The organism is Peribacillus sp. Hz7 (assembly GCF_042136355.1).
GTDB classification, from domain to species: Bacteria; Bacillota; Bacilli; order Bacillales; family DSM-1321; genus Peribacillus; species Peribacillus asahii_A.
Genome location: NZ_JBHHJV010000017.1, coordinates 50,185 through 68,858 on the forward strand (window position 1 = coordinate 50,185; position 18,674 = coordinate 68,858).

Here is an 18,674-nt window from a genome sequence, read left to right on the forward strand (position 1 = left end):
TAAAAAAGACCTCAACATAATCGTTGAAGTCCTTGATAACTCAATCATTCATTTACTATAAGGGCTATGTGATATAACACTTCACATTACCATTATCATCCAATATACCCATCATAAAAAGTAAAAGACGGCAGAAATAAAAATCCCTGTTATACACATGATTACTAAACCATACCCCATAATATCCTTTGCTTTCAAACCGGCAATGGCTAATGCTGGCAATGCATAGAATGGTTGAATCATATTCGTCCAAGCGTCTCCCCATGCAACAGCCATCGCTGTTTTCGGTAAAGAAACTCCTAAATCTTTTGCAGCCTCTAACATAACAGGAGCTTGTACAGCCCACTGTCCTCCACCTGAAGGTACAAAGAAGTTTACCAAACCTGCACTCCATAACGTGAACATATGGAATGTATTCTCATTTGAAATAGATATAAACGCATTAGATAAAATCCCAGCTAGTCCTGAAGCGGTCACAATACCCATTAACCCTGCGTAGAACGGAAACTGAATAATAATTCCACTTGCACTTTTAACTGAACTTGAAATAGCTTCTAAAAATAATCTTGGTGTTTTGTGCAATATTATTCCAATAAAAAGAAAGATAAAGTTCACAATATTAAGATTAATAACAAATCCGTTTTTCACGATATAATAGGCTAAAAAAGAAAGACCTAATAAACCAATAAGCAAAGATAATATCTTACTATTTTCTAAACGCTCAGCAGGTGTCAGTTCAGCTTGTTCTACTGCACTTGCCTGTACACTATCTACATCTTCTAATAGCTTGCGATCAATCAAAAAAGCTTGTTCTTTTGAAGGTATCATAAATCGGTTTATAATTGGAACTAAAATAAGCAGCCCGATTACAACAATTAAATTAAATGGAGAAAAAAGAGTTTCACTTGTTGGAACAATCCCTATAAGATTTTCCGTAAAATGACCAGGTGTAGCAATCGTTAATGCAACAGATGAAGATAATCCCCCGCTCCAAATAATAAATCCACTATAGGCACTTGCAATTAACAATCGATAATCGACACCATCGACCTTTTTAGCAATCTCTTTTGCAAACAACGCTCCAATGATTAGACCAAATCCCCAGTTAATCCAGCATGCAATTAGAGCTACAAGAGTAACGAGAATAATAGCTTGCCCCGGTGACTTTGGGATATTGGCTAAGTTCCCCAATAATTTCTTGAAAAATGGACTGCTCGCCATAACGTGTCCTGTTACAACAATTAAAACCATTTGCATAGAGAATTCTAATAAATTCCAAAAACCATCTCCCCAGTAACCTACAATTTGAGCAGGTGTGCTATCTGTCAAAAAAATAGCAAGACCGATGACAAAAAAGGTAAGCACAATAACAAGCAAAAATGGATCAGGCATATACCTTTGCATCAATCTGTTTGAAAATGAAATCATCGCCTTCAACTTATTCTCCCCCTTTGTTTATTTACTATAATTTTGTATATAAAAATAAGATGAAGCTGCAAAATAAAAGGTGATACATCCTTATTCATCATCCAAGAAACTATTAACAAAACATACATTTCAAATTATTTGGAAATACTAGAATTATCTTACTGGAATAACTTTACTATTTTAGTTATTATAAGTAAAATATAAAAAAAGAATAATAGTTATTAAAAAAATGAATAGAAGGGATTTTTTATGGAGATTCAACAATTAAAATGCTTAATAGCTGTCGCTGAACATCAAAGTTTCACTAAAGCTTCTTCCCATGTTCATTTATCACAACCATCATTAAGCAAAATCATTAAAAACTTAGAAGAAGAACTACAAGTCACACTATTTGATCGTACAACGCGACAATTAAAGCTTACAGACGCGGGAGAAATTGTATATGATTCGGCTCTAAAGCTTATTTCCACATTAGATGACCTTTCTGGACGTTTAGATGACTTAATGCATATGCCATCAGGTGAAATTAAAATTGGAATACCACCTTTAATCGGAACGCTATTTTTCCCTTCCATAGCTATTCCATTTAGAAAGTTTCACCCTAAAATTTCATTAAAATTAGTTGAGTTAGGAGCAAAACGTGTAGAAAGTTTAATAGATGAAGAAAAAATTGACTTAGGCATCAGTGTTCTTCCAACTAATACAGAAAAGTTTATTGTCCATCCCTTTACGAAAGATGAGTTTGTAATTTATGTCTCTCAACACCATCGACTAGCCCATAGAGACTTTGTCAGCCTACATGAATTACAGGATGAACAGTTTATTATTTTCAACGAACAATTTGCTTTACATGATCGAATAATCCAAGAGTGTCTAAGTGCTGGGTTTAGTCCTCAGATTACATACCAAAGCTCTCAATGGGATTTGATTGCCGAGCTTGTTAAAGAAGGTTTAGGGATTACGATTCTTCCAAAATCGATTTATTCAAAAATAAATCACCATAATATTAAAATGGTCCCTTTAGTCAACCCAACTCTCATGTGGGAATTGGGAGTTATCACAAAAAAGGACTGTTATATCCCATTCGCAGCAAGAAAATTACTCAACTTTTTAGTGAATAATCCAGTCAATCAGCTAAAACAACTTAATAAAAGGCTAAGTTAAACAATATTGTTTATAAAACGATTGGGGCCCCAGACCAAAATCAACAGCGTCCTATAACAAAGCCTAATAAAAATACCGATCTGAAAAAAACTACTTAAAACAGTAGCTCTTTTCAGATCGGTATTAATGTAACTGTTATATTCATAACTACTAAACTACTAATCCGCCATCCACACTTAAAATGGTTCCGTTAATATAATTTGCATCATCCGAAGCTAAAAATAAATAAGCAGCTGCAATATCTTCTGGTTTACCTATTTTTTTAAGCGGTGTCTTTTCTTTCATTGTATCAATGACTTTTTGGGGTACGGTCGAGACCATGTCTGTTGCAATGAAGCCTGGTGCTATGGCATTCACACGAATCCCTTTTGGACCAAACTCTTTTGCCCAACCTTTAGTCATTCCAATAACACCTGCTTTTGTGGCCACATAATTACTTTGACCGATATTTCCATATATCCCAACTACAGAAGAGGCATTTAAAATAACCCCTGATTTTTGATCTAACATAAATGGAGCGACAGCTTTTGTACATTTAAAAACACCTGATAAATTGACAGCAAGCACCTGTTCCCAAGCCTCTTCACTCATCTTCACAAGAAATCCATCATTTGTAATCCCTGCGTTATTAATCAAAATATCTATTCTGCCATATGTATCAATTGTTGATTGAACCATCGTTTCTACTTGTGCAGTATTCGTTACATCGACTTGAAAGAAGCTTACGTCATTACTTCCAAGGTCGGCTAATGCAGCTTGACCAGCCGCCTGGTCATAATCACAGATTACTACTTTAGCACCTTCTTCAAGAAATCTTTTGGCTGTTACTTTTCCAATCCCTTTCGCACCACCTGTAATGATGGCCACTTTCCCCGCTAACTTCACAGCCTTGCACCTCTTTTCTTAATCTTTATAAAGTGGGAGGACACTAAATCCTCCCACTCTACTTGTTTGATTATTCCATTGGCACGTTACTTAAATTTTATAAAGACTCAACGCTAGTTTTGTATTAGATTCCACTAAATCAACAAACCCTTTTTGAGCTGATTTCATTTGGTTTAAGAAATTTTCACGAAGGCTTTGTTGTTGAGTGATTCCTTTTTTAATAGAATCTTGTAATTGATCCTGGGATTGATTTAAAAGGTTAAAAGTTTCTTTCAAAGGAGTTACTGTAAATTGCTGAACACGAAGGCTCACCTCATCAAAGTGCTCATTCCATTTATCAAAAGTCTCCCCTGCTTCTTCACCGTAAAGCGTTTGAATATTTTTCTTTCCTACTACACGAAGTTCCTCAACTAATTTCTTTTGTTCTTGTTCAATTCTTGTTAAATCTTCCGTCAATTTCTCCCACACCTCTCTTTGATATCCGATTGCTTGAATTGACACATTCTCCACCTCTTTTTGCGAAGCATGAATTGTATTCAAACTATTTGTCCAGCTGTCCAGCAAAGAATCACCTAAATTACGAACATCCTTATTATTTTGATCTTTTTTGTTTACTGCCATGATAAAAACCTCCTAAAAGTAGAAATTTATTGTGATTGCAGAAATACTGCAAATTCACTTTATAAGTAAATACAACAAACATTAATTCTCCTCTTTATCATCATCGCGTTGTGATAAAGATGTAGGGAGGAACATATCCATATAGATAGTAAAAAAGCGATTTAATATGGATTGGTATTGCGTAAGCGAATCAGTGCAAGTTTGCAAATACGCCTCACCAGCCTCTGTTAATGAATAAATTCGCTTAGCTGGACCCCCTGTTGACATATCCCATTCAGATTTCACCATGTTCTCTTTTTCTAGCTTTCTTAATGTTCGATACACATTTCCTTGATCTACAGATGTAAATCCAAATCGGCTTAACTCTTGAATTAATTTGTAACCATGTAAATTCCAACCTCGAAGACTTAACAGAAGAACAGGTATCATTAAATTTTTGGGCATATTGTTCATCATACTCTCATCTTTGGCTGTCGAATCTATAGAAGTATTTTTCTTATCTGTTGTCATCTTGTATCACCCACTCAATATGTTAAATAGTCTCTATGTGTAATTTACACCTATGTGTTCCAAATGTCAATTAGTTTTGGTAAATATTTAAAAAATTACCTTTCCTTATTCTGGTTTAGTTGGTATTATAAAATTGTAATATATTTCAAACAAAACTCATGGACGGGAGAGGGCATATGAATCAGCAAAAAAACTTAAACCCATTTGAATTGTGGAAAGACCTTTTTAATCAAAGCAGTACCATTATTGATGAAAATCTGAAAGACGAATCAACTTCTAAGGTAATGGGGCAAGTCCTTGAGATGAATCTTCTATATAAGAAGATGCTAAATGAAACAACAGAACAGTATTTCGAGCAAGTTAATATTCCAACTCGCACTGATCTGTCAAATATCTCAGCCCTAATCATCAACGTGGATTCAAAAGTTGATGATTTAGAAGATTTAGTTGAAGAAACTGCCTCTAATTTAGTGAGCCAGGTAGAATTAAAGCGAGAAATGACAGATGTAAAAAATAAAATTAAAACCCTAGACACTAAACTTAATGAAATTATCAATTTATTAACAAAAGAAACTACTACTACTACTACTACTACTAATAATAAAGTAGCCAGCAAAGAAACAACTAAGGTACAGCAAGGATAACTAAGTAATCTATAAAGATCGTTTACTATCTTTATGTACATAGTAACTAAAAGGAGACTTACAAAATGACAGAGTTAACTAACAAAGTAGCTATCGTTACAGGCGGTAGCCGAGGAATTGGTGCAGCAATCGCAATGGAATTAGCAAAAAACGGAGCAAAAGTTGTTATTAACTATAACCGCAGTGCGGGATCAGCTGAGCAAGTCATCGAAAGCATTAAAAAGATTGGCGGAGAAGCCTATGCGGTTCAAGCAGATGTTTCGAATTCAGAAGAATCAGAGAATTTAATAAAAGAAACTATTAATCACTTTGGTAGATTAGATATTCTTATCAATAACGCTGGAATTACAAGAGATAGCACATTTAAGAAGCTAAGTGAGGAAGATTGGAGAACTGTTATTGATGTTAACTTAAACAGCGTTTACAATACTTCTTCTATCGCTCTTCCATATCTTTTAGAATCAGATGCAGGAAGAATCATTAACATTTCTTCCATTATTGGACAAGCTGGAGGCTTTGGACAAACAAACTATGCTGCAGCAAAAGCTGGAATTATTGGGTATACCAAATCTCTTGCTTTAGAACTTGCAAGAAGCAGTGTAACAGTAAACTCTATCTGCCCTGGATTTATCGACACAGAGATGGTTCAAGAAATTCCAGAAAATATTCGTGAAAACATTGTCGCTAAAATTCCAGCACGTCGTTTTGGACAACCGGAAGAAATTGCACGCGGAGTTGTTTTCTTATGTAAAGACGGTGGATATATTACAGGTCAACAGTTAAATATTAACGGTGGACTTTATATGTAATTGTTTGAACATGCTATAAAACTCTTCATACTACAACGAAAGGTGTGGAAAAATGAGCAATACTAGTTTAAAAGAATGGACAGAATTCGCGAATTTAACTTTAGTACCTGAGGATGTTAAAGGTCAATATGAACGCTTTACGAAAGCAACGAACGTATTGGTAAAAGAACCCGAGCCAGAAGTAGGCCAGTCACCGAAAGAAGTGATTTGGACTAGAAATAAAGCGAAGCTATATCGCTACACATCTGAACAGCCTCGAAAGCATGCTGTTCCACTTCTACTCGTTTATGCATTAATCAATAAGCCATATATTCTAGATTTAACAAAAGGCAGCAGTTTTGTTGAATACTTAGTTGACCGCGGCTTTGATGTTTATTTACTTGATTGGGGTACACCAGGCTACGAAGACAAAAATATGAAAATGGATGACTATGTTCTAGACTATATTCCTCGTGCTGTTCGAAAAGTATTGAAAGCATCCAACGCAAAGGAAGTTTCAATTCTTGGTTACTGTATGGGAGGAACATTGACATCTATCTTCGCTGCCCTTCACTCTGAATTGCCAATTCGCAACATTGTGTTTATGACGAGCCCATTTGATTTTGAAGATACAGGCTTATATGGTTCTTTCCTTGATGAGAAATACTTTGATGTCGATAAAGTCGTCGAAACTTTAGGAAATGTTCCACCAGAAATGATTGATTTCGGAAACAAAATGTTAAAACCGATGGCAAACTTCTACGGACCTTATATCAGTCTAGTTGATCGAGCTGACAACGAACAGTTTATCAAGAGCTGGAAGCTTATACAAAAATGGGTAGGCGATGGTATTCCGTTCCCAGGTGAAGCTTACCGTCAATGGATTAGAGACTTCTATCAACAAAACAAGCTGATTAAAGGAGAACTTGTCATCCGTGGTCGTAAAGTTGATTTAAAAAATATCACGGCAAATGTCCTTAATTTAGCAGCTGAAAAAGATAATATTGCTCAACCACATCAAGTAGAAGCATTGATGAATGCTATCTCTAGCAAGGATAAAAAGTATGTGCTTCTTCCTACTGGACATGCGTCTGTAGCATTTGGACCTAAAGCTTCCAAAATCACTTACCCAACCGTTGCAGATTGGTTAGAAAAACGCTCATCATAAAGCGCTAATATCATCTGAATAAAAATAAAACAAGGGACAAAGTCATATTGTACTTGTCTCTTGTTTTTTTAAGCACTTGATTGAATTACGCACATGATTTTAAAAAATCCGTAACATATTGATTAAAAAGCTCCTTCTGTTCGATATTACTTAAGTGACCTGCATTTTTTAAAATCGCTGAATGCGCTTTCCTTAAAAACGCTTTCATTAAATAAATATTTACAGACGGTGTCACTTTATCATGCGTGCTTCCAATTAGTAATACAGGTTTTTGTATACTAGGAAGCATTGAAAAGTAATTGACTCCAATTGGGGCTTTGGCTGCTTCAATATAGGTGTCCCGTATATGAAAAGCCTTCTTAGCCTCCTCTTTATACACTTCATCATACAGCCCTCTTGTCACAATATGTTCAATTAAATCCTCTTCACCTTTTCGAAGAAGCTTAGATGATTCATTAATAATACTGCTAGCTAATACAGATGGTACATAAGATGTTGTATTTGAAAGGATGAGCCCCTTTACTAAATCTGGACGCTGCTTATATAGTTCCTGTGCGACAATTCCTCCTAAGGAAAATCCACATATGAACGCTGACGGAATCTCTAAATACTCCAATAAATCAATAATATCTAATGCGAAATTCCCAACGGTAAGGCTTTCATTAATTTCCGTTTCTCCGTGACCTCTCATATCTGGAATGACCAATCTATACTGATTTGCTAAATCATGCTGCGGGATCCAAGCTTCCTTCTTACTCCCTAAACCATGTATAAATACAACTGGCGTTCCTGTACCTAAATCGTTGTACTTTAACATTTTCAGTCCACCTTTCAAATGATGAGGCTTTAAAAATAAGTGTGGTTGAACTAGCCCTGTAAACGTTTTCACATTTACTCTCCAACTTCCATTACTCCACTCACCTTTTATATTGTATTACCAACGTAATCAAACCGTTAATTTCCTTTTTTATTATTTTATTGTAGAACCAAAGAAATAATTTATAAAAAATGTCTCAAATTCATAATTTCTTAAAGATGAAGATGCTCTCGTTATTTAGAATATCCAAAAAACAACCAAATTATAATCGTATTTATAATAAAATATAATTATTCTCTTACTCTAATCGAAATACAAAAAACGTCTCCCTACAAATTAATGTAGAAAGACGTTATAAAATAGCGATTAAAAGAAAAAACGATTCCTTCATATGAGGCAGATATTGACGATGGCAGTTACATTGAACAAACTTCCATATAGATGATCGATTCTCTCCTTATGTCAAAAACTACACGTTTTCCTTCTCAAATATATACAATTGTCCATTATTCGCCACTTTAAACTTCGGACCCTTAAATCCTCGATTTAGTAATTCCTTCCGTATATAAATCATAATGGCTGCGTGACTGACGATTAAAACATCCTCCTCGCCACTCTTTATTATCTCATCAAACACTCGTTTAATCTTCTCTTTTGTTTTTCGAATATCTGAACGAGTATCCTTTTTTAAGTAAGCAAAAAAACGAACCCCAATTGCCCAGAAAAGAAAAGGCAATTTAATTTTACCATTAAAAGTAGGAGCTGGAATTTCACAAAGATCATCAAGATGTACAATCTCCCCTTGATAAATGTGCTGCGCCGTCTTAACAGCCCGCGGCAGCGTACTTGAATAACACTGTTTCCATTTAATATTTCCTAAGTCACATTTCATATATTCAATATCTGCCACATCATATTCATCAAACCACTTTTTTAAATCCGCTGGTGTAGCCATCTTGCCTTTTGGCAAATCCTTTTGGACTTTAAAATGTCGTACTAAACCAATTTTCATTTCTCTTTCCCCTGTTCTCTAAACGAATAATTTATCTATATGATTAGACGTATGATGTGGTTTCTCTACTTCTATTCACTGACCATAGATAACTCTTGAATGCTACATATTTTTCTAAATCGGTATTTCCCACTAGGATCTGTAAATTGATAATCATTTACTAATTTCTCCAGAGCCCCTTTTAATTGTTCCTCAGTGACATAAGCGTTTATTTCTTTTTTCCAATTCTCGTTTTCTATTAGAACAGTATATGGAATAGTCGTTAATACTTCCTCATAAATTCCAATTCTCTCATCAATTCCAAAGCTAGAATAGATACTCTCGCCTTGCTCCGCATAAATATAATCGGACTCTAGTTCCTCTACTAACACCTCAACAAATGCTTTTGCTTTTACAGGCTTCACCCGAATTTCTGCCTTCGCCTTTACTTGATCAATGCGTTTATCTTGAATCCCCATCGTTAACTGGATATACACTGGCCCATACATCTGCTCAATATTTTCAAACAATTCTTCTTCTGACTGAAATAACATCTGCCATACCTCCTCGATTTCTCTCAATTATATAATAAATTACATCGGTAAAAAGTAAACAGACTCCACACAATTTAGTGTGAAGTCTGGTTTTTGACCTAGTTGATAGCGCTTAATAAATCATTAATTTTTTCATTCTGGAAAACTAATTAATATCCTTCTAGGGAGTTAATTAGTTTGAACCAAGACAATTTCGTCAATAATCGGAATCTCCTTTTTTAATAAAGACGAGAGAGTCGCTTCCATTTTATTATCGATTTCACAAATCGTTATTGCAGCACCGTTGATTTTTGAACGTTCATTTGCCATACGGGCGATATTAAATCCATTTTGATAAAGAATCCTCGATAATTCAGCAATAAACCCTGTTCGGTCGGTATGGCGAATTACAAGTGTTGGCCGTTCTCCTGAAAATTTTAATGGATAGTCATCAAATTCCTGAACCTCTACTTTACCACCGCCTAAAGAGCTGGCCAATACCTTGACAGTACGTGAAGCTCCTGTCAATTCTACAAGAACTGTATTCGGATGATAGCTTCCAAGCACCCGTTTCGTGAATTCGTATTGTAAGCTATTTTCTTCAGCAATTTTTTTGGCATTTGGAATGCCCTCATCCATTGTAGATAATCCAAGAACACCTGATAATAGAGCTAGGTCTGTTCCATGGCCTTGATAGGTTTCAGCGAAGGAGCCCATCAGCGAGAACTTTACATATAATGGATTTTCATTTAATAGCTGGCGGGCAATGTTCCCGATTCGGACAGCTCCAGCTGTATGAGAACTCGAAGGGCCGACCATTACGGGACCGATAATCTCATACGCACTTTGGTATTTTGCTGGCCCAAGGCCGCTAGTTTTTTTGCTTAGAATCTGTTCCTTTAATTTTTGCCCTGTGGGAGTTCCGGCAAGACCGCCTATCCCCGTTTCTCTCAACGATTCGGGCATTTGTTGTCCTACTTCATGCATCACATGGATGACTTCATCTGCAGGAATGACGCTGGCTACCCCAGCTAAAGCCATATCTGCCGCAGCTTGGGCGGTAATTGCATGTAAACCGTTGCGAATGATACAAGGAATTTCCACCAGCCCAGCAACGGGATCACAAACCAACCCCAGTGAATTTTTCAAAGCAATTCCGATGGCATTTCCAACCTGCATCGGTGTTCCGCCGGCAAGTTCAACTAAAGTACCAGCTGCCATTGCGGTTGCTGATCCGACTTCAGCCTGGCACCCGCCAGCAGCACCTGATATCGAAGCTTTATTTGCAATTACTAAGCCGAGAGCGGAGGCAGTGAATATTGACTGTACAATCTGCTCACGTGTAAACTTTCCGCTGTCAAGGGCGTGAACAAGTACAGCTGGCAAGATTCCTGCTGAACCAGCTGTTGGCGTCGCCACAATCCGCCCCATTGCCGCATTTACTTCTGATACCGCAAACGCATTCGCTGCGGCATTTAATGTGGCAGGATTGACAAAGGAATTCCCATCTTTAGCATACTGATAAAGCCGGTTTCCATCCCCTCCTGTTAAACCCGTACGTGACATAACAGGACTCAGTGTCCCCCTGCGAACAGCCTCTTCCATTACCGTAAATTGTTCCGACATTTTTTCAATGATCACTTCTCTAGGATACCCTTTCTGATGTACCTCAGTTTTGATCATTAATTCTGAAATGGTTGTTTTCTCTTGATCTGCAAGTTCAATTAATTCTTTTAAACTTGTAAAAGACATGTGATCACTCCTAAAAAAAGACTGTCCCTATGCCAGATGCATAAAGAACTGCTCGCTTTATTTACTCTTATCCAAGACATTCTATTATAACAGCTGCCATGGCTTTTGCTGCAATTATTAGGGTATCTTCATTAATGCCAATATTTCCTTTTCGTTAATGTTTAGATTACCCCCTGATTCTATTCCAATTCGTTTTGCCTTTATGAAGTTTACCATGCAAACTAACTTGCTCTTTTAGTTGAAGAAGAACAATCCTGTAAACATTCATATTCGCTTCAATTTTACCTTTAACAATTACCTTTTTCTTTTTTCTTATAACTTTAATAACTAAAGATTTGTCTTTCACCGGAACTAAAGGCGTCTTATCAAGTTCTAGATCAAGTTCTAGATCCATTTCTACATCTTCCTCTGGAGATAACAAAAAAATAGGACTACTCTTTAATACATACTCGTCCTTGATCATCATTATCTACCTATCCACTTGAACCGTTGCTTTTACTCGGTATACTCCTGGAGGTACATCCCAAAATAAATACAACCCGGCAGCATTTGATTTGGTGATCTCAACAATATTTTCTGTTCCATTAGAAATAGAATACAGAGTAACAACGGCATTGGAGATAGCAGAATTATTACTACGATTAGTGATAAATCCACTAATTGTCCCCAATTTTGCATCCAGATCTGCAGCAAGTCCAATATCACTAGGGACAAATTCTCTCCCTGCCACATCAAAAGTTGCACTTTGATTGGATAAAGATCTAGACTTAGATGCATCAATGAAATAGGTTCCATTTACTAAATTTGCAAATAAATACTGTCCTTGCGAGTTAGTACTAACCGTTCCTGCTAACTCAGGTCCTGTACCTAATACCCTGAAAAGCTGAACGGTAGAGCCTTCAAGAGGCTCGTTTACAGTGGAGTTTTTAACAATTCCAAAAACAGCATTCTTACTTCCATCTGGATCTGTTTGCATCGTGATAGTTACATTTGTATTTCTATTTGTTTGTACAGTAATCGGAATTTTAATCTGTGTTAAATAGTTTGGTTCAGCAGCCGTAATAAATCAAGATCCTACAGGAACCCTTGGGAAACTGAACTGTCCAGCGGCGTTACTATTTGTATGGTCAAATGGTACATTATTTGAGGTAAATATCATTATAGTTGCAAATGGAATACGCGTTCCATCTGAAAGTCTAACGGAGCCAGTAATATTCCCAACATCCTTGTTCTCAGATGCTTGAAGACTGAAATTTACCGAGACTTCTTCATGTCCATTGATAGTCGTTAAAGGGCTCGGTGAAAGACCAAACGTTTCTATAATCGCCATTCTTTCATCTTCCTTTCATACATAGATATGTTATTCTATAAAAATAAAATCTAGAAGGAATAGACAGCTACCCTTTTTTAAATCTTTGATGTTCTTTACCCAAGCAAAACTAAAAAGAAACACAAAAGACGCCTCTACATTAACTGTAGAGACGTCTTTTGACGTTTATATTACCTACCTAATTCGCTGTAATTGAAGGTAAATAACTTTCGACCTATTGATACCAGTGGCCGGGGTAATTGAGTTGTAATAGGTTAGTATAGATAAGAAGAAACCCAATTTAATCACGTTGTGGAACATGGATTATTCGAGTCTCTATTTTTATTTTCTACATCTTTAACTATTCAATAGTAAAAATTTCTTCAATTTTATCAATTACTTCAGCGCTTAAAATAATACCTGAAGCTTTCACATTTTCTTCTATTTGCTCAGGTTTACTTGCACCAACTTATGCACTCGCGACATTTGGCTCACGCAGAATCCAAGCAATCGCCAACTGCGCTGCAGAATATCCAAGCTCTTGAGCAATACCTGCCAATTTCTCTGCTTTTTCAATATTGTCCTTTGTTAAAATACCTGCATACATTTCAGGGATTAAGAAATTATACTGGGCATAAGTAATGAAATATCCTAAACCAGCCTTAGACCCTACCATTTCCGCTGCAATTAAAACTAACACAGCACCTGTATGTATCTGCCATTCGAATACCTGTAAAAAATCTAGGGACAGAAGCTGGTAAAATCACTTTATAAAATAATTTAATAATTAACTATTTTTATAAGAGTTGTTGGTTTTTATTTCAGATGTTTGCTTTAACGAAATACATTCACTCTTTTGCCTAATTAAACTTTCTTTTAGCCCATACACAATAAAATAAACTAAAATGCTTATCAGACCTAAACAAGCTGTAATTAAATACATTGTTTGATAGTTCGTCACCTCTAAAATGTATCCTAAAACATATGGACCAATTCCTGACCCAACATCAAAAAAAATAAAATAGGTAGAAGTCGCGATACCAACACGGTGATTCGATACATCTCGAACAGCAAGAGAATTAGCACCTGAATTAAAATTACCGAATCCAGTTGATATACATGCTGCTGCCAATAAAAACATCCATGTGGCAGATGCCTGACTATAAAGGATTAACCCGAGTGAAAAAGAGATCAAGCATGGATAAATAACGATATTAGCTCCTTTTGAGTCTATTAATCTACCTGTAAAAAACCTCGTGCATATAATACATATCGCATGTACGATAAAATAAAAACTAGCCGCTTTTTCTAATTTAATTTCTTCACTGTACGGTACTAAATAAGACGTAACTCCTGAAAAACAAAACCCAATCATTAAAGCAATAAATGAAATAGGTACTGCTTTCCATTCTATTATTTTTGAAAGTAAAGGCCTTCTCGTTTGTTCTGGTGAAATTGGGTTAGAAAGTAAACTGTGGGCAACATTTAATTTAACTACCTTTAACATCAAATAGCTAGCACTTACTAACAAGATGTTCAATGCAAACATCCATTCAAATCCGTGATTCATTTTTAACAATAATATGCCTAAAAACGGTCCGAATGCTGCTCCAATAACGGCACTAGAGCTAAAATAGGCAATACCTTCTGCTCTTCGAGAAGGTGGAACTACTAATATACTAATCGTTCCTGTAATTGTACTAATCAATCCAGCTGTCACACCATGCAGTACTCTTACGATAAAAAGTGTCTCAATATTATACGCAACAAAATAGCAAAGTGAAATGAAAATTGTTGCTAGTAAACTGTATTCGAGCGTCTTAAGGGCACCATACTTTTCGCTCCATCTTCCCGCTAAAACTCGACCTATTAGTGAACCGATTACAAAAATACTAGCTACTAATCCCCCTACACTAATTGAAACATCAAACGTTCGAGTTGCAAAAGGCACCATCGTCACAATAAACAAAAAGAATATTATCGTGAAACATGACGTGATTGCAGCCATACTAACAAACTCTTTCGTCCAAACTTTATTATTTTCCATGTTTATTCCTTTCAAAGGTCACATTCAAGCTAGATCTTGCTAGCCCCTGTTCCAAAAACAAAAGCACTCATTTATTTAACATTAACAAATGAGTACTTCTATTTTACCCAATCTATTAAGGCGGTAGTTTTTTATTGACTACTCAGCCAATTTGCGTTAATAAACAATTATATTTAGTTTTTGCTAATGCTTCATGTGAAGAGGCATCTAAATGATTTTGACCTTAAAAAAACACTACTTTATGTTCTTGAATGGCTGTTAACGTCTCTGCATCAATGTCTGCTGTTAGCTTTATACCTCGAATTTCCGCACCAATGCGTCCTGCCCTTTTAATAATTTCTAATCTCGATGTTATTGTCATACTAAAAACCCTTTTTTCCTATTATTTTAATAGGTTTTAGTTCAAAAAAATTTATTTACTCTCTACAACTTCATTAGCAAAAATATTCACTGGTTTGGCTAAGCCTGAATTTTCTGGCAATGTAGAACCTTCATACTCCATTCGGAATATGCCCCTACGCTATAATTCAGGAATTACTAAATCAACAAAATCGTTTAATCCTTCGGGAAAATATGAAGGCAAAATATTAAAGCCATCCGCAGCATCATTATCTAACCATTCCTGCAATTGATTTGCAATTTGCTCAGGTGTACCGATAATTTCACGATGTCCACGTCCACCTGAAATTCGTTCGTATAGCTGACAAACTGTTAAATTTTATTGAGAATTTAGAATCCCGGTAACATCCCCCCTTCAATATTGACTCTGTCGCGTTCCTTAACAACCATGCGGATCATTTTGCGAAACAAAAAAATCAACTTCTTCCAACATCTCCTGTCTGATAATGTCCATCCCTTCTCCTTTCCGTAGATGGTACAACAGAAAAAGGCATCAAACACATTTCAAAACATTCATATACTTGAATGATGAAAAGTATTTGTGCCTTTGGCTGTCCAATCAGCATTGTAATTATTTTAGTGTTAAAATAATTAATTGTAAAAAAATAACTGTTAAAGTAATTAATAGTAATATATTAAGACTTTTATTCATATATGTCAAGTTTGTTTAATATGATTTTTTTAAAAGATTGATTATAATAAAGTTAGCTATTTTTACATATAAATCAATGCCTGAATAGGTAATTAAAATATGAAATACCGTATTCAACAATCACAACCTCAACCGCAGCATTAGTTGCAATCATCGGAGGTTTCTTAGTCAGCAGGGTTATATCATTATCGAGCGAACAGAATGGAATCAAGAGAAGAATAAGAGAAATTAATAACGATTTAGTTGCTAACCGAGAAATGAAAGATAATGCTGAGAAGTTTTTATTCGAAGATGATTTAAATGACTTCGTTACAAATGAAAATATTGAACGATTACGGGAAACCAAAATGGGTATGGACCGGGTTGTTTGTTCTCATATATGCTTGTATTGTGGGTATCATTTATCCTTCAACGTTGCTGCCTTATCCTAAAGATATATACGATGATGTATTAACTAAATGGTTCCTTCTTGGGTTATTCTTCAGTCAATTAGTTGCATTATTCGTTTACTTAGGATTTGCAATGTACAAGCTAACGAATGATAAAGATGAATCTTAAAATTATGAAACGGCCTCTTATTGTAAGGGGCTTTTATTGTCTCTTTTAAAACTCCCCCGTGCCTCTCACCTTTTAATTAATCCTTATTCATCGGCCTCCTTTGCTACTTTCTTTGGATCAGGCAACAGTTTGACACCCTAGAACGTATTCATATTAACTTGTACTATCATCAACACTATGAAGCCTTGGCCAGATAAGAAGCAAAAAGTAAGAGTTGGCTAATAACTAGTCACACAAATACAAACTAATACATAAGAGTTTACTTTCAAAACACTGATTTAATTGACTTTATTCCATTACCAGTGATATTGTTAAATCACTAAGAAAAGTATACATTCAGAACTTTGATTCTACTGGTATGAATGAAAGGGTGAGGCATAATGGCAAAGGAACATTTAATTGACGTTCAACCTATTAGATCATTGGAAAAATTAAATGATATGAAATGGTCGTTGAAAAGACATTGCAGTGAAAGAGACTACATATTGTTCCTGTTAGGCATTAATACCGGTTTACGTATATCTGATCTATTATCGTTAAAGGTAAAGGATATTAAAGGTAAGATGAAGGTTATTATTAAGGAAGGCAGGAAAAAGAAGCCTAGAACAATACAGCTTAATAATGTATTTAATGAATTAGCAGCTTATATTGATACTGTTGATAGTGAATGGCTGTTCCCTTCACGTAAAGGTGATAAACCTATAAGTAAAATACAAGCCTATAGACAGCTTAATAAGGCCGCAGATATGGTAGACATTGAAAGTGTAGGTACTCATACCATGCGGAAAACGTTCGGGTACTGGTTCTATAAACAGAGTAAAGACGTGGCTAAATTACAAATAATCCTTAACCATTCACACCCTGAAATTACTTTAAAGTACATTGGAATTACTGATGAAGAAATAGAAGACAGCTTAAACAACTTTGTACTATAGGAGGACGGAAAAATGACACTAACTGAATACAATGCAAGATATGAATATATCATTCACAGTAATATTTCTGACAGACAAAAGGCGCTGAAATTAGCTGATTTAATGACCGATATGGAAGGACAACTAGGAAATGAAATAGGAGAACATCAGAATAAAGAAGTAAATGCTTTGTATAGAAAAGTATCTCTTCTATCCAACTTGTTATAATCGAGCTTGAGACCTTGCCTTATGTGCAAGGTTCTTTTTTTGTGCTTACTAAACCGTATAACTAAAGTCGAAATGAGGTTAATATTTCGTTTTCCTTATCGTTACTCATCTCCTTTTTGCGCGTCGTTAACGAGCCTTTAACAGAACGCGCGTGGTCGGCAACTCCCTTCCTTCCCCTATACTCTCCCCTTTCCATTCTCACCTTAAATATTTCTCAAACAAAAACGAAAAAATATTTCAATTTACCGCGCTTTCAATACAACTTTTTCGTATTTATGGACTTAATCGTGTGCAAACAAAGAAAAAAGGATTCCTACATTTCTGTAAGAATCCTTTTAACTCAACTTTTCTTCGACCTAATGATACCGGTGGCCGGGGTCGAACCGGCACTCCCGAAGGAACACGATTTTGAGTCGTGCGCGTCTGCCAATTCCGCCACACCGGCATTGTTGGAGGCGGCAACCGGATTTGAACCGGTGATGAAGGTTTTGCAGACCTCTGCCTTACCACTTGGCTATGCCGCCAACTTTCTGGAGCGGAAGACGGGATTCGAACCCGCGACCCCAACCTTGGCAAGGTTGTATTCTACCACTGAACTACTTCCGCAAAAATGGCTGGGCTAGAAGGATTCGAACCTTCGCATGACGGAATCAAAATCCGCTGCCTTACCGCTTGGCTATAGCCCATTAATGCTTTATTTTAAATGGGGCGACTGATGGGAATCGAACCCACGAATGTCGGAACCACAATCCGATGCGTTAACCACTTCGCCACAATCGCCATAATAATTAAATTGGCAGGGGTAGTAGGAATCGAACCCACACTGAAGGTTTTGGAGACCTTAGTTCTACCTTTAAACTATACCCCTATAGATGGTGGAGGGGGGCAGATTCGAACTGCCGAACCCGAAGGAGCGGATTTACAGTCCGCCGCGTTTAGCCACTTCGCTACCCCTCCATATATAAATGAAACGTGGTGCCGGCAAGAGGACTTGAACCCCCAACCTACTGATTACAAGTCAGTTGCTCTACCAGTTGAGCTACACCGGCAAATGGTGGCTCAGGACGGAATCGAACCGCCGACACAAGGATTTTCAGTCCTTTGCTCTACCGACTGAGCTACTGAGCCTAATACTTTTTAAAAATGGCGGTCCGGACGGGACTCGAACCCGCGACCTCCTGCGTGACAGGCAGGCATTCTAACCAGCTGAACTACCGGACCATATTGCGGGGACAGGATTTGAACCTGCGACCTTCGGGTTATGAG

The 18,674-nt window shown here is 36.4% G+C and carries 20 protein-coding genes, 10 tRNA genes and 2 pseudogenes; 7 read left to right on the forward strand and 25 right to left on the reverse strand.

Annotation, left to right across the window (positions count from 1 at the left end; genetic code table 11):
• Nucleotides 1-111 precede the first annotated feature (111 nt).
• Nucleotides 112-1,437 carry a short-chain fatty acid transporter gene (locus tag ACE199_RS18255; RefSeq protein WP_127759123.1) on the reverse strand — a complete coding sequence of 442 codons (1,326 nt, stop codon included), beginning with the start codon at nucleotides 1,435-1,437 and terminating at the stop codon, nucleotides 112-114.
• Nucleotides 1,438-1,677: 240 nt separating this feature from the next.
• Here ACE199_RS18255 and ACE199_RS18260 point away from each other — a divergent pair, with 240 nt between their 5' ends.
• Nucleotides 1,678-2,592, forward strand: coding sequence for a LysR family transcriptional regulator (locus ACE199_RS18260; RefSeq protein ID WP_375351076.1), 915 nt, complete (start codon nucleotides 1,678-1,680; stop codon nucleotides 2,590-2,592).
• 150 nt (nucleotides 2,593-2,742) lie between these two features.
• On the opposite strand, the gene fabG is transcribed toward ACE199_RS18260, so the two are convergent.
• From fabG to phaQ, 3 genes are all read right to left on the reverse strand, one after another.
• Nucleotides 2,743-3,477 (reverse strand): 3-oxoacyl-ACP reductase FabG, encoded by a 735-nt coding sequence (gene fabG, locus ACE199_RS18265; RefSeq protein ID WP_375351077.1) that lies wholly within the window; start codon nucleotides 3,475-3,477, stop codon nucleotides 2,743-2,745.
• A 90-nt stretch (nucleotides 3,478-3,567) separates the two neighbouring features.
• Nucleotides 3,568-4,098, reverse strand: a complete 531-nt coding sequence (locus tag ACE199_RS18270; RefSeq protein WP_127759120.1) for a hypothetical protein — start codon at nucleotides 4,096-4,098, stop codon at nucleotides 3,568-3,570.
• Between the two features lie 81 nt (nucleotides 4,099-4,179).
• Entirely contained in the window at nucleotides 4,180-4,608 is a 429-nt protein-coding gene (gene phaQ, locus ACE199_RS18275) for a poly-beta-hydroxybutyrate-responsive repressor (RefSeq protein ID WP_127759119.1), read from the reverse strand.
• Nucleotides 4,609-4,784: 176 nt separating this feature from the next.
• Here phaQ and ACE199_RS18280 point away from each other — a divergent pair, with 176 nt between their 5' ends.
• The 3 genes from ACE199_RS18280 (at nucleotide 4,785) to phaC (ending at nucleotide 7,208) form a co-directional block, all read left to right on the forward strand.
• Nucleotides 4,785-5,252, forward strand: a complete 468-nt coding sequence (locus ACE199_RS18280) for a polyhydroxyalkanoic acid synthase subunit PhaR (RefSeq protein ID WP_375351078.1) — start codon at nucleotides 4,785-4,787, stop codon at nucleotides 5,250-5,252.
• A 65-nt stretch (nucleotides 5,253-5,317) separates the two neighbouring features.
• Nucleotides 5,318-6,061 (forward strand): 3-oxoacyl-ACP reductase, encoded by a 744-nt coding sequence (locus tag ACE199_RS18285; protein WP_375351079.1) that lies wholly within the window; start codon nucleotides 5,318-5,320, stop codon nucleotides 6,059-6,061.
• 52 nt (nucleotides 6,062-6,113) lie between these two features.
• Nucleotides 6,114-7,208 carry a class III poly(R)-hydroxyalkanoic acid synthase subunit PhaC gene (phaC, locus tag ACE199_RS18290; RefSeq protein WP_375351080.1) on the forward strand — a complete coding sequence of 365 codons (1,095 nt, stop codon included), beginning with the start codon at nucleotides 6,114-6,116 and terminating at the stop codon, nucleotides 7,206-7,208.
• A gap of 85 nt (nucleotides 7,209-7,293) precedes the next feature.
• Here phaC and ACE199_RS18295 read toward each other — a convergent pair whose 3' ends face one another.
• The 11 genes and pseudogenes from ACE199_RS18295 to ACE199_RS18345 form a co-directional block, all read right to left on the reverse strand.
• Nucleotides 7,294-8,025 carry an alpha/beta fold hydrolase gene (locus ACE199_RS18295; RefSeq protein ID WP_375351081.1) on the reverse strand — a complete coding sequence of 244 codons (732 nt, stop codon included), beginning with the start codon at nucleotides 8,023-8,025 and terminating at the stop codon, nucleotides 7,294-7,296.
• A gap of 469 nt (nucleotides 8,026-8,494) precedes the next feature.
• Entirely contained in the window at nucleotides 8,495-9,037 is a 543-nt protein-coding gene (locus ACE199_RS18300) for a histidine phosphatase family protein (RefSeq protein ID WP_375351082.1), read from the reverse strand.
• A 71-nt stretch (nucleotides 9,038-9,108) separates the two neighbouring features.
• Nucleotides 9,109-9,570, reverse strand: coding sequence for a hypothetical protein (locus ACE199_RS18305; protein WP_375351083.1), 462 nt, complete (start codon nucleotides 9,568-9,570; stop codon nucleotides 9,109-9,111).
• A 168-nt stretch (nucleotides 9,571-9,738) separates the two neighbouring features.
• A complete protein-coding gene (sdaAA, locus tag ACE199_RS18310; RefSeq protein WP_375351084.1) occupies nucleotides 9,739-11,301 on the reverse strand; it encodes an L-serine ammonia-lyase, iron-sulfur-dependent, subunit alpha in 1,563 nt (520 codons plus the stop codon).
• 166 nt (nucleotides 11,302-11,467) lie between these two features.
• Entirely contained in the window at nucleotides 11,468-11,695 is a 228-nt protein-coding gene (locus ACE199_RS18315) for a hypothetical protein (protein WP_375351085.1), read from the reverse strand.
• Between the two features lie 75 nt (nucleotides 11,696-11,770).
• The gene (locus ACE199_RS18320) at nucleotides 11,771-12,277 is read right to left on the reverse strand and encodes an MSCRAMM family protein (RefSeq protein ID WP_375351086.1); all 507 of its coding nucleotides are present in this window, start codon (nucleotides 12,275-12,277) and stop codon (nucleotides 11,771-11,773) included.
• 90 nt (nucleotides 12,278-12,367) lie between these two features.
• On the reverse strand, nucleotides 12,368-12,631 hold the full coding sequence (locus ACE199_RS18325) for a carboxypeptidase-like regulatory domain-containing protein (RefSeq protein WP_375351087.1): 264 nt from the start codon (nucleotides 12,629-12,631) through the stop codon (nucleotides 12,368-12,370).
• A gap of 340 nt (nucleotides 12,632-12,971) precedes the next feature.
• A pseudogene (locus tag ACE199_RS18330) lies at nucleotides 12,972-13,392 on the reverse strand (ABC transporter permease); the annotation flags it as partial.
• 5 nt (nucleotides 13,393-13,397) lie between these two features.
• Nucleotides 13,398-14,657, reverse strand: coding sequence for an MFS transporter (locus ACE199_RS18335; protein WP_375351088.1), 1,260 nt, complete (start codon nucleotides 14,655-14,657; stop codon nucleotides 13,398-13,400).
• A 223-nt stretch (nucleotides 14,658-14,880) separates the two neighbouring features.
• Nucleotides 14,881-15,018: a hypothetical protein gene (locus tag ACE199_RS18340; protein WP_375351089.1), complete on the reverse strand. Its 138-nt coding sequence runs from the start codon at nucleotides 15,016-15,018 to the stop codon at nucleotides 14,881-14,883.
• A 51-nt stretch (nucleotides 15,019-15,069) separates the two neighbouring features.
• Nucleotides 15,070-15,372 (reverse strand): annotated as a pseudogene (locus ACE199_RS18345) (nitrilotriacetate monooxygenase); the annotation flags it as partial.
• A 636-nt stretch (nucleotides 15,373-16,008) separates the two neighbouring features.
• Here ACE199_RS18345 and ACE199_RS18350 point away from each other — a divergent pair.
• The 3 genes from ACE199_RS18350 (at nucleotide 16,009) to ACE199_RS18360 (ending at nucleotide 17,408) form a co-directional block, all read left to right on the forward strand.
• Complete coding sequence (locus tag ACE199_RS18350) at nucleotides 16,009-16,266, forward strand: hypothetical protein (protein WP_375351090.1); 258 nt, start codon at nucleotides 16,009-16,011, stop codon at nucleotides 16,264-16,266.
• A 380-nt stretch (nucleotides 16,267-16,646) separates the two neighbouring features.
• Nucleotides 16,647-17,201, forward strand: a complete 555-nt coding sequence (locus ACE199_RS18355; protein WP_375351091.1) for a site-specific integrase — start codon at nucleotides 16,647-16,649, stop codon at nucleotides 17,199-17,201.
• A gap of 12 nt (nucleotides 17,202-17,213) precedes the next feature.
• Complete coding sequence (locus tag ACE199_RS18360; RefSeq protein ID WP_127759101.1) at nucleotides 17,214-17,408, forward strand: hypothetical protein; 195 nt, start codon at nucleotides 17,214-17,216, stop codon at nucleotides 17,406-17,408.
• A gap of 363 nt (nucleotides 17,409-17,771) precedes the next feature.
• On the opposite strand, the gene ACE199_RS18365 is transcribed toward ACE199_RS18360, so the two are convergent.
• From ACE199_RS18365 to ACE199_RS18410, 10 genes are all read right to left on the reverse strand, one after another.
• Nucleotides 17,772-17,853 (reverse strand) — tRNA-Leu (locus tag ACE199_RS18365).
• A gap of 5 nt (nucleotides 17,854-17,858) precedes the next feature.
• Nucleotides 17,859-17,932, reverse strand: a tRNA-Cys gene (locus ACE199_RS18370).
• Nucleotides 17,933-17,939: 7 nt separating this feature from the next.
• Nucleotides 17,940-18,014: transfer RNA gene (locus ACE199_RS18375), tRNA-Gly, on the reverse strand.
• 5 nt (nucleotides 18,015-18,019) lie between these two features.
• Nucleotides 18,020-18,094, reverse strand: a tRNA-Gln gene (locus ACE199_RS18380).
• Nucleotides 18,095-18,112: 18 nt separating this feature from the next.
• Nucleotides 18,113-18,188: transfer RNA gene (locus ACE199_RS18385), tRNA-His, on the reverse strand.
• A gap of 14 nt (nucleotides 18,189-18,202) precedes the next feature.
• Nucleotides 18,203-18,276: transfer RNA gene (locus ACE199_RS18390), tRNA-Trp, on the reverse strand.
• Nucleotides 18,277-18,281: 5 nt separating this feature from the next.
• Nucleotides 18,282-18,365 (reverse strand) — tRNA-Tyr (locus ACE199_RS18395).
• A 16-nt stretch (nucleotides 18,366-18,381) separates the two neighbouring features.
• Nucleotides 18,382-18,457, reverse strand: a tRNA-Thr gene (locus tag ACE199_RS18400).
• Nucleotides 18,458-18,460: 3 nt separating this feature from the next.
• Nucleotides 18,461-18,536: transfer RNA gene (locus ACE199_RS18405), tRNA-Phe, on the reverse strand.
• Between the two features lie 16 nt (nucleotides 18,537-18,552).
• A tRNA-Asp gene (locus ACE199_RS18410) sits at nucleotides 18,553-18,629 on the reverse strand.
• Between the last annotated feature and the right edge of the window lie 45 nt (nucleotides 18,630-18,674).

Excerpts from the sequence above, each read along its gene's own strand:
- phaQ (WP_127759119.1), bottom strand. The coding sequence starts at position 4,608 with ATGACAACAGATAAGAAAAATACTTCTATAGATTCGACAGCCAAAGAT.
- ACE199_RS18280 (WP_375351078.1), top strand. The coding sequence starts at position 4,785 with ATGAATCAGCAAAAAAACTTAAACCCATTTGAATTGTGGAAAGACCTT.
- ACE199_RS18285 (WP_375351079.1), top strand. The coding sequence starts at position 5,318 with ATGACAGAGTTAACTAACAAAGTAGCTATCGTTACAGGCGGTAGCCGA.
- ACE199_RS18320 (WP_375351086.1), bottom strand. The coding sequence starts at position 12,277 with ATGCAAACAGATCCAGATGGAAGTAAGAATGCTGTTTTTGGAATTGTT.
- ACE199_RS18325 (WP_375351087.1), bottom strand. The coding sequence starts at position 12,631 with ATGGCGATTATAGAAACGTTTGGTCTTTCACCGAGCCCTTTAACGACT.
- ACE199_RS18360 (WP_127759101.1), top strand. The coding sequence starts at position 17,214 with ATGACACTAACTGAATACAATGCAAGATATGAATATATCATTCACAGT.
- ACE199_RS18305 (WP_375351083.1), bottom strand. The coding sequence starts at position 9,570 with ATGTTATTTCAGTCAGAAGAAGAATTGTTTGAAAATATTGAGCAGATG.
- ACE199_RS18335 (WP_375351088.1), bottom strand. The coding sequence starts at position 14,657 with ATGGAAAATAATAAAGTTTGGACGAAAGAGTTTGTTAGTATGGCTGCA.
- ACE199_RS18315 (WP_375351085.1), bottom strand. The coding sequence starts at position 11,695 with ATGGATCTAGAACTTGATCTAGAACTTGATAAGACGCCTTTAGTTCCG.
- ACE199_RS18270 (WP_127759120.1), bottom strand. The coding sequence starts at position 4,098 with ATGGCAGTAAACAAAAAAGATCAAAATAATAAGGATGTTCGTAATTTA.
- ACE199_RS18355 (WP_375351091.1), top strand. The coding sequence starts at position 16,647 with ATGGCAAAGGAACATTTAATTGACGTTCAACCTATTAGATCATTGGAA.
- ACE199_RS18260 (WP_375351076.1), top strand. The coding sequence starts at position 1,678 with ATGGAGATTCAACAATTAAAATGCTTAATAGCTGTCGCTGAACATCAA.
- ACE199_RS18350 (WP_375351090.1), top strand. The coding sequence starts at position 16,009 with ATGACTTCGTTACAAATGAAAATATTGAACGATTACGGGAAACCAAAA.
- ACE199_RS18340 (WP_375351089.1), bottom strand. The coding sequence starts at position 15,018 with ATGACAATAACATCGAGATTAGAAATTATTAAAAGGGCAGGACGCATT.
- ACE199_RS18300 (WP_375351082.1), bottom strand. The coding sequence starts at position 9,037 with ATGAAAATTGGTTTAGTACGACATTTTAAAGTCCAAAAGGATTTGCCA.
- sdaAA (WP_375351084.1), bottom strand. The coding sequence starts at position 11,301 with ATGTCTTTTACAAGTTTAAAAGAATTAATTGAACTTGCAGATCAAGAG.
- phaC (WP_375351080.1), top strand. The coding sequence starts at position 6,114 with ATGAGCAATACTAGTTTAAAAGAATGGACAGAATTCGCGAATTTAACT.
- ACE199_RS18295 (WP_375351081.1), bottom strand. The coding sequence starts at position 8,025 with ATGTTAAAGTACAACGATTTAGGTACAGGAACGCCAGTTGTATTTATA.